The organism is Arcobacter rhizosphaerae, assembly GCF_049472155.1.
Classification (GTDB): Bacteria; Campylobacterota; Campylobacteria; order Campylobacterales; family Arcobacteraceae; genus Arcobacter_B.
In genome coordinates, this window is sequence record NZ_JBMOVW010000005.1 from 58,660 (window position 1) to 73,584 (window position 14,925).

General features: G+C 30.6%; 5 protein-coding genes. 4 read left to right on the forward strand and 1 reads right to left on the reverse strand.

The genetic code is table 11. From position 1 onward, the window contains the following. Nucleotides 1-18: 18 nt before the first annotated feature. The 3 genes from ACH5BH_RS09260 to tkt all read left to right on the forward strand — a co-directional run bounded on the left by ACH5BH_RS09260 (nt 19) and on the right by tkt (nt 13,634). Complete coding sequence (locus tag ACH5BH_RS09260) at nt 19-10,773, forward strand: Ig-like domain-containing protein (RefSeq protein WP_423298142.1); 10,755 nt, start codon at nt 19-21, stop codon at nt 10,771-10,773. A 59-nt stretch (nt 10,774-10,832) separates the two neighbouring features. Then, entirely contained in the window at nt 10,833-11,633 is an 801-nt protein-coding gene (locus ACH5BH_RS09265; RefSeq protein WP_423298143.1) for a sensor histidine kinase, read from the forward strand. A gap of 84 nt (nt 11,634-11,717) precedes the next feature. Beyond that, complete coding sequence (gene tkt / locus ACH5BH_RS09270) at nt 11,718-13,634, forward strand: transketolase (protein WP_423298144.1); 1,917 nt, start codon at nt 11,718-11,720, stop codon at nt 13,632-13,634. A gap of 32 nt (nt 13,635-13,666) precedes the next feature. On the opposite strand, the gene ACH5BH_RS09275 is transcribed toward tkt, so the two are convergent. Next, the gene (locus ACH5BH_RS09275) at nt 13,667-13,816 is read right to left on the reverse strand and encodes a hypothetical protein (protein WP_423298145.1); all 150 of its coding nucleotides are present in this window, start codon (nt 13,814-13,816) and stop codon (nt 13,667-13,669) included. A 239-nt stretch (nt 13,817-14,055) separates the two neighbouring features. Between ACH5BH_RS09275 and ACH5BH_RS09280 the strand changes: the two genes are divergently transcribed. After that, complete coding sequence (locus ACH5BH_RS09280; RefSeq protein WP_423298146.1) at nt 14,056-14,907, forward strand: NAD(P)-dependent oxidoreductase; 852 nt, start codon at nt 14,056-14,058, stop codon at nt 14,905-14,907. Nucleotides 14,908-14,925: the final 18 nt, after the last annotated feature.

Here is a 14,925-nt window from a genome sequence, read left to right on the forward strand (position 1 = left end):
AATAAAGAAGGATTGAAAATGAAACTTACAATAAAAACTGGAACACAATTAAAAGAGATAGATTTAAATAAAGATTTATCTTTTAATGTCAATAAAGGCGAACAATACGTATTTTCTAATGGATTTACTAATTATGTATTAAACTTTAAAGATGATCAAGAATCAATTATTTTAGTATTTAATATTAGTGGTAAAAATATTCAAGTTGAACTAAATGGTATTGTTCCATTATTACAAAATAATACTAATACAGATAATCCTACATCTATTATTATTAATAAAAATGTTGATAATAATAAAATTGAAGAAGCATTAGAAGAATCAGCATTTAATGGAAGTGAAATCTTAGATAAATTAGAACAATTAGCTTCTTTAGGTGTAAATACTGAACCTTCTGATAATTTAGCATTAATTTCTGATTTTCAAACATTAATTGGAGCACTTGATGCAGCAGCTGCTGGTCCAGAAGCAGGGGAGCCTACATCAGACGGTTCTACATTTAATTCAATTCTTAATCCTACAGATGATTCTTTACCTGGAATTGCTGAAACTGATAGATGGGAAAACTTATCAGAATCTATTTCTTCTACAGCTGTTTCTACTGCTGAGGATGTTTTTATTCCTGAAGTTTCAGTTTCAGATGTTACAGTTAATGAAAATGATGGTGAAATAGTATTTAATATTACGTTAAGTGCCCCTACAACAGCATTAGTAAGTGTTGATTTCTCAACTTCTGATGGTACAGCAGAAGAAATTAAAGACTATCTTAATTCTATAGGGACTTTAAGATTTTTCCCTGGAGAAACAGTACAAGAAGTTAGAATCCCAATAATTAATGATAATATTTATGAAGCAAGTGAAAATTTCTTTTTAAATATTACGAATGCAATAAATGCAACAATTGCAGATGCACAAGGTGAAGGTACTATTTTAGATAATGGTATACCAACTTTAAGTATTACAGGTAGCGAAGTAGTTGAAGGTGAATATGCTAATTTTGATATAAGTTTAAGTGGCTCAAGCTATGAAGACATTACTTTTTCTTTACAAACTAAAGAAGATACAGCAACACAAAATGACTATAGCCAAAAAATAGAAGTTTTTGTAAATGGTCAATGGGTTGAATCAACAACAGCTACAATTCCAGCAGGTGAAGATTCAATAAAAATAAGAGTAAAAACTATTGATGATGTATATAAAGAACCTACAGAATCTTTTTCTTTAGAAGCTACAATAATTTCAGGAACAACTACAAATACAACTGCTTCAGGTAAATCTTTTATAACAGATGATACAACACCAACAAACCCACCAAGTGCAGAAGATACAGTATACGCGCAGATAAGTGTAGATAAATCAAGTGTAGAAGAAGGTGGAGAGTTAACATATACAGTTAAATTAGTAGATAAAGATGGAAATGAAGTAAATGTACCAGCAGGTGAGAGCGTAAATGTACAATTAACATGGAGCGGAGCAGCAGCAGGTGGAGCAGATACAAGTACATTACCATCAAACATTGATGTAACAGGTGGAAGTACAGCAACATTTAAAGTAGACGCAAAAGATGATTACTTAAATGAAGGAACAGAAGCCTTAGTAGTAACAGTAACAGGTGTAACAGATACAGATTCTAACTTTGAAAATGTAGAAGCATCATCAACAAACAATGTAGCAACAAGTGCAATAACAGATACAGATACTTTATCATTTAATATTGACAATGGTTTAGTAGATGAAGATGGATTACTAGGAACATCAGATCAAGACAATTATGATCCAGATGAAAAAGAAATAACAGGTTCTTTAGGTTTAAATGCACAAGATATAAATGATGCTATTTATGAATTTAATAGTTATGGTCAAACTACGTCTATTACATCTAAGGGTGAAAATATCAATTTAATTTTATCTAATGGTAATAAGATGATTAAAGGTATGGCTGGAACTAGAGAAGTTTTTGAAATAGAATTAAATAATGATGGAACATATAGATTTAAATTACTTGATGTTGTTGATCATCCAGACTTTACAAGTGAAGATTTAATTTCTAGTTTAAGTTTTAATGTTAAAGCTTTCCATGAGGGAGAGGTTGCTTATTCTCAAATCAAAATTGATATTGCAGATGATATTCCTACTGCAAATAATGTTATTATTGATGCAGATTCACAATATAAAGATACAACTACGAATATTGTAATAGCTATTGATAATTCAGGAAGTATGGGAAGTGGTCCTGGAAGTAAAATGGAGCTTGCAAAAGAAGCTGCAATAAAATTAATTGAAAGATATGAGCAAATGGGAGATGTTAATGTTAAGATTGTTTCTTTTAATGCTCAAGCGAATGCTTCTCAATGGTATACAAGTTCAACATCAGCTAAAAATGCTATTGCTGCACTAACAGCAGGTGGAGCAACTAATTATGAAGATACATTAAGAGATACAATGGATACTTATGATACTGCATCTGATCCTACACCATCTTCTGATCAAGATATATTCTATATGCTTTCAGATGGTAATGCAACAGCAGGTGATGCAAATGGTTCAGATAATGTATCTGGTTTAATTCCTGAATGGAAAACTTTTGCCGAAGCAAACTTTGATGATGTATACTCAATTGGTATTGGAACAAATGTTGATTTAGATGGAAATGATAGAGGAAGTTTAGATCAAATTGCAGATGTTAGTAATGGACATGATACTTTTGTTATTGAAAATGTTAATGATTTAACAGATGAAATGTTAGCAACTATTGTAAATATCAATGGTATATTAGTTATTAATAGTGGTGGAAATGAACTTGACTTTAGTTTTGGTGCAGATGGGCCAGCTGATGGAAGTGGTCCGAAACTTGATGGTGGGAAAATTTCATTTTCTTGGGGAGATGGTGATTTAAGTGATGGAGTTGGTATTATTGTCAATAATAATGATGGAACAGGTCCAAACTTACAATGGAATGTATATAATAATGGAAAAGTTCTTTTAGGAAAAGATGCAAATACAGGTGAGATTTTAGTTAAATTAGAGGCTAACAATGTAAATAGTGCTAATCCTACGTACGAAGTAACACAGTTTGTACCTAATAGTGGAATTACGAAACTTGAAGTTCCTTTCCATGTTGTTGATGGTGATGGAGATGGTGCTACAGGTGGATTAAGTATCGATATTGATTCAGATTTTAGTGCTTATGTAAAATTAACAGGTGATTCATCAGTTACAGAAGCAACAGGAGCTCAATTAGTACATAATTTAGAATTAGTAGATCAAAATGGAGATCCAATTGAGTTAAGAGCAGGTCAAAAAGTTACGGTTGAATTAGAATATACAAATGATTCTACTGAAGCAGAAGACTTCTCAAATACAAAACCAATATTTGTTGAAATTGTAGGAACAGTATCAGGAAATAATCAAGCTCAAATAGTAAATACTATTTTAGATGATTTAGATAAAGAGGGTAATGAAGGTTATACTTTATCTATTAAAAATATTACTACAAATGTAAATGGACTTGGAACAGTTAAAGCACATGAAACAAATGGAGTAAAAGATAGTGTTACTGGAACTATTCTTGATGATTCTGATGTTGTAACAGCTTCTATTTCAGGTAATTCATCAGTTATAGAAGGAAATAAATCTTCTTATACTATTGAGTTAAAAGATGAAAGTGATAATCCTGTAGTAGCTAAAGAGGACATGGTTGTAACTTTAGAATATACGTATGTTGATACTGCAACTAATCAAGATATTTCAGAAGTTGTAACTGTTACAATTCCTGCAAATTCAAATAAAGTAGACTTCGATATACAAACTATTTCAGATACATTATTTGAAGGTAATGAAACATTTAAAGTAAGTATTTTATCTATTACAAATACAGAAAGTTTTGAGCAATTTAATATTAATAATACACCTATTAGCACTGAAATTATTGATGATGATTCATTTACTATGTCAGTTGATAGAGCTTTAGTAGATGAAGATGCTTTAGTAGGTACAACTGATAATGATGCTTACAATACTGTAAAAGTATTTACAGGTTCATATAGTTTTAATACTAATTTAGATGTTGATGTATCATTTAAAGAGGGACAAACAACTTCTTTAACTTCAAAAGGTGAAAATATAGTACTTCAAGTTTCAGCTGATAAAAATACCTTAATTGGAATGGCAGGAACTAGAGAAATATTTGAAATTACTTTAGATGAAGTTAATAATGAATATACAGTTACTTTAAAAGATGTAATTGATCATAGTGATACAACAAGTGAAGATTTAGAAACATTGGCTATTCAACTTGAAGGTTCAACAGTAATTGGAAATGTTGAAACAACATTAAATGTTGATATTGCCGATGATATTGTAACAATTGACAATACGAATTCAGAAGAAGTTACTTTAGATAATTCTCAATTTACAAATATGATTATAAATGGAAGTTTTGAGAATGTTACTGGATTTAAAACTTCAGGAAGTGATGCTTTTGTAGAAAATAAAGATTTAGCTTCAAATGAATGGATTGGGCTTCAATCTATGGAAGGTTGGGAGTTAATGAGTAGTACTTCAATGAGAATGGAACCTCATGATCAAGACCATGCTTCTTTAGGTGCTGATGATGGTGAAAACTATATGGATCTTGGAGAAACTAATTATAGAGATTCTGATATTGAAAATACTCACATAGGACAAATTATAAGTGGTGCAAAAGATGGTGTAACTTATGATTTAAGTTTTGCATTTAAAGATAAAGCCTTTACTCAAGCAAATGAAGCAGAGTCAGGAAAAATGCAAGTTATTTGGAATGGTGAAGTAATTGCTACAATAGATGGAGATAATAGTTCTTGGGAAACTATGAATCTTCAAGTTGAAGGTGGTTCTGGAGATGGATCTAATAGATTAGAATTTAAAGAAATTGGTGAGGGTAATGATAATTGGGGTATGGCAATAGATGATATTCAAATGACTGCTTCTTCTATTACTCATACAGGTAGTTTATCTGATAATTCAGGTTTAGATATAAACTTTGGTGCAGATGGTAAAGGTTCGTATGAACTAGGTTCTAAATCAGGGTGGACATTAAATGCTACTAAAGATACTCTTATAAAAGATGATAGTTCGGTTAGTATTTCAATTGATAAATCAACTGGTGAATATACAATAACTCAAACAGGTTCACTACCTACTGGAGGTATCAATATACCAGTTGTTGTGACTGATGGAGATGGAGATAGTGCAACTACTGATATTACATTAAATGTTGAAACTCAAACACCTTCATTACCTGATTCAATTACAGTTAAAATAATTGATAGTGATACTGTATTAGAAGGTGAATATTTAGCTCATAGAGTAAAATTATATGATGATAATGGAAATGAAGTAGCAGTTCCTGAGGGTGAATATGTAGAAGTAACTTTACAATATACTCCAGCTACAACAAATGGTGCAATTGAAGGTACAGATTACTCTTCTCAAAATACTGTTAGAATTTATGGTGGAACAAGTGGTACTTACGTATTTAATAAAGCATTAGAAGACAATGTTTTTGAAGGTAGTGAGTCTTATACTGTTTCTGTATCTAATGTTACAGCATCTAATACAACTTTAGAAAATAAATTAACAGTAAGTAGTGATTCTGTTACAGGAACAATTCAAGAGTCAAACACACCACCAGAAGCTCAAGATAGACATATTGAGCTAGATTTTACTCCTAAAGTAGTTAGTGAAACTGAATTATTAAAAGAATCATTTGAAACACAAGCTGGACCAGGTGATAATAATCAATCTGGTTGGTTTGTTGATTATGGTACAAATGGAGATGGAATTTATATAGGTGATAATGGTACAGAGTGGACATTAGAAGATACAGGTTTAGAAATACATACAGATGATAGATATAATTCTAGTGCATCATCTGGACAACATTATGCAGAGTTAGATGCTTTTGAAAATGTTTCAATGAAAACAACGGTTGATTTAGGAGTAAATAATACTTTTGTATTAACATTTGATTATAAACCAAGACCAGGAGCAGAAGACTCAAGTGATGCAAAAATATCATTTGGAGGAATTGATTTATTAGTTGAAACTGATGAAAATGGTAATGTAACATTTACTGGTGATGATAATGTTTCTTATACTGTATCTAAGAACTCAGAAGATTGGTATGAAGTGGAAGCTACTTTTACTAATTTATCAGGAACAGAAGCAGAACTATCATTTGTTGGACAAGGTACTTCTGATGCAAGGGGAGCTTATTTAGATAATATTACGCTAGTAGGTCAAGAAGTAGAATCAAATTTAATAAGTGATGGTAAAGAGTTTACATTAAAAGATTTTGTAAGTGATATAGAAGATGATTCAACTTCAACAATAGTAAAAGTAAAAATAACTTCATTACCAGAGGATGGAGTATTAACAGTAAATGGAAATCCTGTACAAGTTGGTGATATATATGATGAAACAGCAGTAATTACTTATACTCCTGATGTTAGCAAAATAGATACATTATATGGTTCAAAAAATGACGTTGGTACATTATCTGAATGGGGAACTCTTAATAATGGTGTTCTTACTACAGAAGATGGAAAAGCGACAATAAAAGCTTTTGTATCTGATAGAGAGGTAGAGTTCTCATCTACAAATGGTTTAGGAGTTGATAGTGGAGAACAAAATGGACCACAAGATCCAAGTCAAATTGATAAGTTAAATAATGAAAGAATAGTAATTGATTTTGAAACAACAGTTTCAAGCGCTGAATTTGGTTTAGCTGATTTAGGTAATTATTTTAGTTCTTCATCAATTGATGCAAAAGCACAGTGGGTAGCAAAAGATGCAGATGGGAATATCGTAGATTCAGGTTTTGTACAACAAAGTACTGATGGTACAGACCCTTATAAAAATTCATTTACAGTTGAATCTGAATTTAAATTAATAGAATTTTTCTCAACAACATCAAATGATATAAATGCAAACTATTCAATTGAATATATGGATGTTAATTATAAAGTTGATGATTCATTTAATTATGTAGCAATTGATTCAAACAATGCTGAATCTAGTGAGGCAACGGTTACATTTGATATAAATACTATTGGTTTATCAAACACACCACCAGAATCACAAGATAGACATATTGAATTAGATTGTGAAGATAAAACTTATGTTGGTGGTTTAGAGTCAGAGTATTATGGAGTTGATACTCAAATCAATAGTTTAACACAGTTTAAATCTATAGTAGCAAGTAGTAATCCAGATGCAACATTTACAGCTACAAATATTGATTATGGTTACGGAAATGATAATGGTGTTAGTACAGGAAATAGTTTACAAGAATTCTTAAAAGGTGATGCTTCATCATTAAATACTGATCCAGCAGATACTTCTGATGGTGGAATTTTAATGAAAGGAAAAGTATATTTAGAAGCAGGAACTTACAACTTTAAAGTTTATGCAGATGATGGATATGAGGTTATAATTGATGGACAAAGTGTAGCTTCTTATGAATCTAATCAAGGACCAACATCAAGAGAACATAATGAATTTACGATTAGTGAATCGGGATATCATGATATTCAAATGCTTTGGTGGGATCAAGGTGGTGCTTATGTATTTAAACCTGAGATATCATCAGATTCAGGAGCAACATATAAAGTTCTTGATTCTACTATGTTGTTTACAGAGCAAGATACTACTCCTATTCATGAAATAGTAGAGTTTACATTAGAAGATTTTGTAAGTGATGTGGAGGATGACTCAAGCTCAACAATAGTAAAAGTAAAAATAACTTCATTACCAGAGGATGGAGTATTAACAGTAAATGGAAATCCTGTACAAGTTGGTGATATATATGATGAAACAACGACTATTAAATATACACCAAATGCAAATCAAGCAGATACACTATATGGAACAACTGCTGATACAGGTACAATAGATGAGTGGGGAACTATGGATAATGGAGTTCTTACAACAGATGATGGAAATGCAGTAATTAAAGCATATAGTAATGATGTTTTAGGTGAAGTAGGCTTTGCAAGTGAAAATAACAATAATCATCATGATGGATTAGGACTAGGTGTTGTAGGTTCAACAGATGATGATCAAATAGAATTAGATGGAAATGAAAAATTAGTAGTAGAGTTTAAAGAAGTAGTAACAAATGCAGAATTTGGATTAGCTTCTTTAGGTAGTCATTTTACACCAGGTGCATCACAAGATGCTTATGCTCATTGGGAAGCATATAAAGATGGAGTGTTAGTTGCACAAGGGGATGTAAAACAAAGTACAGATGATTCAAATGCTACAACAAACTCATTTGAAGTAAATGTTGAGTTTGATTCAATTGAATTTACAACAACAGCAAATGTAAATTCTAATTTCTCAGTTCAATATATGAATGTGGATTATAAAGTTGACGATTCATTTGATTATATAGCAATTGATTCAAATAATGCAGAATCTAATGAGTCAACAGTTTCATTTGATATGAATACAAAATCTTGTATTCATAAAAATGATAATCCTGATGCTGTAAATGATAATGTAACAACTAATGAAGACCAAGCAATTGTTATTGGTGTTTTAGCTAATGATACTGACTTAGATGGTGATACTTTAAGTATTAATTCTGTTACACAAGCAGCTCATGGTACAGTTGAAATTAATAGTGATGGTACAGTTACTTATACTCCAAATCAAGATTATAATGGAGCAGATAGCTTTACATATACTATTTCAGATGGAAAAGGTGGATTTGATACAGCAACTGTTACAGTTGATGTAAACTCACAAAATGATAAACCAATTGCAGTAAATGATATAAAAGTGCTAAATGAAGATCAAGAAGTTAACATAAATGTTTTATCAAATGATAGTGATATTGAAACAGCTAGAGCAGATTTAAGAGTTACTTCTGTTACTCAACCAGCACATGGAATGGTTTTAATTAATAATGATGGTACAGTAAAATATACTCCAGCAAAAGATTATACTGGTTCAGATAGTTTTACATATACTATTACAGATGAAGATGGTAGCACAGATACAGCAACGGTTTCATTAACAGTGAATCCTCAAAATGATGACCCTGTTGCAGTGAATGATATAAAAACAGTACAAGAAAATGGTTCAATTAAGATAAATGTATTAACAAATGATAGTGATGTTGATGGTGATGTATTAACGATTCATTCAATAGTTAACCAACCAGATCATGGAACAGTAGTTATTAATCCAGATAAGACTATTACTTATAATCCAACAAGTGGTTATGATGGTAATGATTATTTTGAATATAAAATTAGTGATGGTAATGGTGGTTTTGATACAGCAAGAGTTGATATAACAGTTAATCCAAATGATCCTATTAATGCTACTTTAACTGGTACAAGAGATATTGCAGAAGGTAACAGTGGTTGGTACAATGTACAATTAGATAATGCAGTTACACAAGATACATGGGTTACTGTTCAAGTATATGATGGCTCTGCAAAAAGAGTTGATGCTAATGGTTGGGAACAACAAAATCAAGATATTATGTGGGGTGGATATTATGATATAAGAAATGGATATGGACAAGTTATTGAAATTATCCATGATAAAGTTCCAAATGGAACTTCTGTATCATCAGGAAATAGACCACAAGTTGGACCTGATTATGCAACTTGGGATTATACAGTTGAAAAAGATGGAGTAGTTCAACATGGTGGAGTTGTTTCTGTTTTAATTAAAGCTGGAGAATCTAGTTCTAAGTATTTTGAAGTTCAGACATGGAATGAAAAAATAACAACAGATAATAATCTTCATTCAAGTACAGCAGGTAATGAATATGTTGAAAATTTAAGCATGAGAATTACAAATATTACAGGAAATAATGTAGATGATATAAACTATAATTCAAATTACAATAATGTAAATATTCATGATAGAACTTCTGTATTTAGAGTTTCTCCAATTACCTTAGATTTAACTGGGGATGGAGAAATTGGTGTTACAGGTGAAACTTCATCAATTGATAAAGGAATTAGTAACGAAATTGGAGCAACAGTAGAGTTTGATATTGATGGTGATGGTAAACTTGATAATATTGAATGGTTAGATGGTGCAGGAGATGGTTTATTAGTTGATAATAGAGATGGTAATGCTACAAATGATATGAATGGATCTAGACTATTTGGAGAAGAAGATGGAAAATATGCAAATGGATATGAAAAACTTGCTCTTCTTGATTCAAATAATGATGGTGTATTAACAGGTGAAGAGTTAGATGGTTTAAATGTTTGGGTTGATGATGGAGATGCAAAAGTTGAAGATGGTGAAATGAAAACTCTTAATGAGTTAGAAATTACTTCAATCTCTACACAAATGACTGAGACAACAGGAGCAGATGGTAAAATGCACATGGAATCAGTTGCTACTAAAGCAGATGGTTCTGAAATTATGACTGAGGATGTATGGTTTACAACAACTGATGTTGATTTATCAAAACTTATAAGAAGCGAAGATGGTTCTAATATTATTGATGCAACAAACAATATAGCAGATAAATTAGATATAGATTTAGATGAAGTAATTGATTTAGTTGATGAAGATAATCAATTAATTATTAAAGGTGATAACTCTGATAAAGTGGATTTAGATACAAGTAATGAGTGGACAAATTCAGGAAAAGAAGAGTTAGATGGAGCTAGCTATAATGTTTATACAGGAGTAGGAGCTAACTCTACGGTTAAAATATTAATTGATGATGAAATAGAAATAAATCCTGATATTTAATAAATAAAGATAAATAGGTCTCCTATTTATCTTTAAATCCTAATTGAAGATAGCAATATATGAGACAGACAAAACTTGAAGATTTTTTAGAACTTGAAGAACATAATAAAGAGCTTGAAAAAAGAATTAAAGTTGAACTTGAAAAAAATAGAAAAAAGGATGAATTATTATTTAGACAAGCTAAAATGGCTTCAATGGGAGAAATGTTAGCAAATATTTCTCATCAGTGGAGGCAACCTTTGATGGAGATTACATCTCTTTTTTTACCAATAGAGGCGAAGTTAAAAATGAATTTACCTATAGAAAATGAAGAATTACAAGAGTCAATAACAAAATTAAATGATATTACTAAATATATGTCATCAACTATTGATGACTTTAGAAATTTCTTCTCAAAAGATAAAGAAAAAATGAAGTTTAAAATACTTCAACAGATTAATTCAACAATTAATATTATAAATGGTGGATTAAAAGCACATAATATACACCTTGAAATAATTATCAAAAAAAATCCTACAATTTTAGCATATAAAAATGAATACTCACAAGCTTTAATAAATATAATAAATAATGCAAAAGATATATTAGTCCAAAGAAAAATTGTTGACCCTAAAATTGACATAATAATTGAAGAAAAAGATGGTTTAGTAATTACTTCTATTCTTGATAATGCAGGTGGAATAAAAGTAAAACCTATAGAAAAAGTTTTTGATCCATTTTTTACTTATGAGAAAGTAAATGGCTCAGGAATAGGACTTTTTATGTCAAAACTTATTATAGAAAATAACATGAATGGTAAGCTAGAGGTAAAAAATAAAGAAGATGGTGCATTATTTGTTATAAGTATTCCAAAACTATAAATACCTTGCTTCAAATTTTATTTAAATAAATTTAGATATAATCACGACTTACAAGAAAACTTCATTTTACAAATTAGGATAATTATGTCAAAACAACTATTGCAAAAACAAGCTGATACGATTAGATTTTTAGCTGCTGATATGGTTCAAAAAGCAAATTCAGGACACCCAGGTGCACCAATGGGTCTAGCTGATATTGCTACAGTTTTAAGTAATCATTTAAACTTAAACCCTGCGAATGATAAATGGCTTAACAGAGATAGATTAGTATTCTCAGGTGGTCATGCTACTGGATTAGTATATTCATTATTACATTTATGGGGATTTGATGTTTCTATAAATGATATGAAAAACTTTAGACAAACTCACTCTAAAACACCAGGACATCCAGAATATGGACATACTCATGGTATTGAAATTACAACTGGACCTTTAGGTCAAGGTATTGCCAATTCAGTTGGTTTTGCAATGGCTGCTAAATATGCACAAAATGTATTAGGAAAAGAAGTAATTAATCATAAAGTTTATTGTTTATGTGGAGATGGGGATTTACAAGAAGGTATTTCTTATGAAGCATGTTCAACAGCAGGACACTTAAATTTAGATAACTTAGTTATTATTTACGATTCTAACTCAATTACAATTGAAGGTGATACTTCTATTGCTTGGTCTGAAAATGTTAAAAAGAGATTCCAAGGTATTGATTTTGAAGTAATTGAAATTGATGGACATAATTTTGACCAAATTGATAAAGCTTTAGTAAGTGCAAAAGATGCTACTAAACCTGTGTTAGTTATTGCTAAAACTGCAATTGCTAAGGGATCTGCTACTTTAGAAGGAAGTCATCATTCTCATGGAGCACCATTAGGTGAAGATGATATTGCAGCTTCTAAGAAAAAAGCAGGTTTTAATCCTGATGAAACTTTCCATGTTCCAGCAGAAGTAAAAGGTGCATTTGATAAATTAATCAAAGGTTCTATTGCTGAAAATGAATGGAATGACTCTTTATCTGCTGAAGCAAAAGCTAAAATTGAAGAATTACAAAACCCTAATTTTGATGCAGTAGAATATCCAACATTTGAAGCTGATTCTGATGTTGCAACAAGAGATTCAAATGGTAAAATCTTAAATGCAATCGCAAAAGCTGTTCCAGGATTCTTAGGTGGTTCAGCTGACTTAGGGCCATCAAATAAAACTGAATTAAAAGATATGGGTGATTTCCCATCAGGAAGAAATATTCACTTTGGTATTAGAGAACACGCAATGGCAGCTATCTCAAATGCTATGAATTTATATGGATTATTTAGAGTTTATTCTGCTACATTCTTTGTATTCTCTGACTATTTAAAACCAAGTGCTAGAATTGCAGCATTAGCAGGAATTCCACAACATTTTATTTGGACACATGATTCTATTGGTGTAGGTGAAGATGGACCAACTCATCAACCAATTGAGCATTTATCACAGTTTAGAGCATTACCAAACTTCTATACATTTAGACCAGCTGATGCAACTGAAAATGTAGAAGCATGGAAAACAGCACTTAAAATGTCAGTACCAACTGCATTTGTTTGTTCGAGACAAAAATTAAGAGTATTAAAAGATGAAAAAGCCTTTGGTGAAGTTTCAAATGGTGCTTACTTACTTAAAAAAAGAGATAATGCAAATATTACAATTATGGCTTCTGGTTCTGAGCTTATGTTAGCATTACAAACAGCTTGTCAATTAGAAAAAGAAGGAATTTATGCAAATATTGTTTCTGTTCCTTGTTATGATTTATTTATTGAACAAGATAAAGAATATATTGATCAAGTAATTGATAAAAATACTAAAGTATATGCTGTTGAAGCTGCAAGAGGATTAGAGTACTATAGATTTGCTGATGTTGTATTTGGAATGGATACATTTGGTGCATCAGGACCTGCTGGTGATTTATTCGAAGAGTTTGGATTTACTATTGACAAACTAAAAGCTAATATCGTAGCTGATTTTAAAAACTAATTTTAAAAGATGGGCAGAATGCCCATCTTTACTTAATTTTCAAAAAGTTTAGTTTCTTTTCCATCAAAACTTATTTGATTCTTTTTCTTCATATAAGCTATATGATCTTCTTTTGATGAATTATCATAGAAATCTGTAAGTTCTTTTCTTTGATCTACATAATCATATAAAGGTACACCCATTCCGCATGAGTTATTTACAGCTTCAATAGTTACTTCAAAAACTTGTGTGGCTGCTCTTTGTATTGGAAAATTTGTTGATTTATAAAATCTATATCATATTTATTTAACTTATTTGTAATATTTGCCATGAGTATCCTTTGTAATTTACTATAACATAAAATAAACAGAATACAAAATGTCTATATATTGACAAAAAGTCTCTTGTTGTATATAATCATTGTAAAAAATAAAGGGTAAATATGTCAATAGGATTTATTGGGCTTGGTAATTTAGGAAGAGCAATTGCTACAAGATTAACTGATATGGGCGAAGAACTTGTAGTTTACAATAGAACAAAATCAAAAGTTGAGAACTTAGGTTATGAAGTAGTTGATACTCCAAAAGATTTATTAAAAAAATGTGATGTAGTTTTTTTATGTTTATTTGATTCTCCTGCTGTTGATAATATTTTAAATGGTGAAAATGGACTTTTATGTGATGAAGTAAAAGGTAAAACAATTATTGATTTATCTACAAATCATTATGAAGATGTTCTAAAGTTTCATGAAGATGTGCAAAATGCAGGTGGAAAATATCTTGAAAATCCAGTATTTGGAAGTGTAGCACCAGCACTTGTAGGAGCTTTAACTTTAGTAGCATCTGGAAAAGAAGAAGTGTTTAATGAAGTAAAACCACTTTTAGAAAAGTTTGGAAAAGAGATTTTCTTTTTAGGAAAACCAGCAGCTGCTACAAAAATGAAACTTATAAACAATCTTTGTTTAGGTTCGTTTATGGCAACAATTGCTGAGTGTACATCTTTAGCTCAAGATTGTGATATAGATAAATCAAAAGCTTTAGATATTTTAGGTGTAGGTGGTGGGACATCACTTGTTTTAAATGCCAAAAAACAAAAATTAATAGATGAAGATTTTTCAGCACATTTCTCAAATGATGCAATAAATAAAGATTTACACTTATTACAGGATTTAGCATACTCTATGCAAAAGCCACTTTATAGTGCAGCTATGCCAAAAGAGCTATTTTCAAAAATGAAAATGATGGGTAAAGGTGATGAAGATTTCTCTTCAATCTATCAACTTTTTAAATCATAATAGTAAAGCTTACGCTTT

Excerpts from the sequence above, each read along its gene's own strand:
- ACH5BH_RS09260 (WP_423298142.1), top strand. The coding sequence starts at position 19 with ATGAAACTTACAATAAAAACTGGAACACAATTAAAAGAGATAGATTTA.
- ACH5BH_RS09265 (WP_423298143.1), top strand. The coding sequence starts at position 10,833 with ATGAGACAGACAAAACTTGAAGATTTTTTAGAACTTGAAGAACATAAT.
- tkt (WP_423298144.1), top strand. The coding sequence starts at position 11,718 with ATGTCAAAACAACTATTGCAAAAACAAGCTGATACGATTAGATTTTTA.
- ACH5BH_RS09275 (WP_423298145.1), bottom strand. The coding sequence starts at position 13,816 with ATGGGTGTACCTTTATATGATTATGTAGATCAAAGAAAAGAACTTACA.
- ACH5BH_RS09280 (WP_423298146.1), top strand. The coding sequence starts at position 14,056 with ATGTCAATAGGATTTATTGGGCTTGGTAATTTAGGAAGAGCAATTGCT.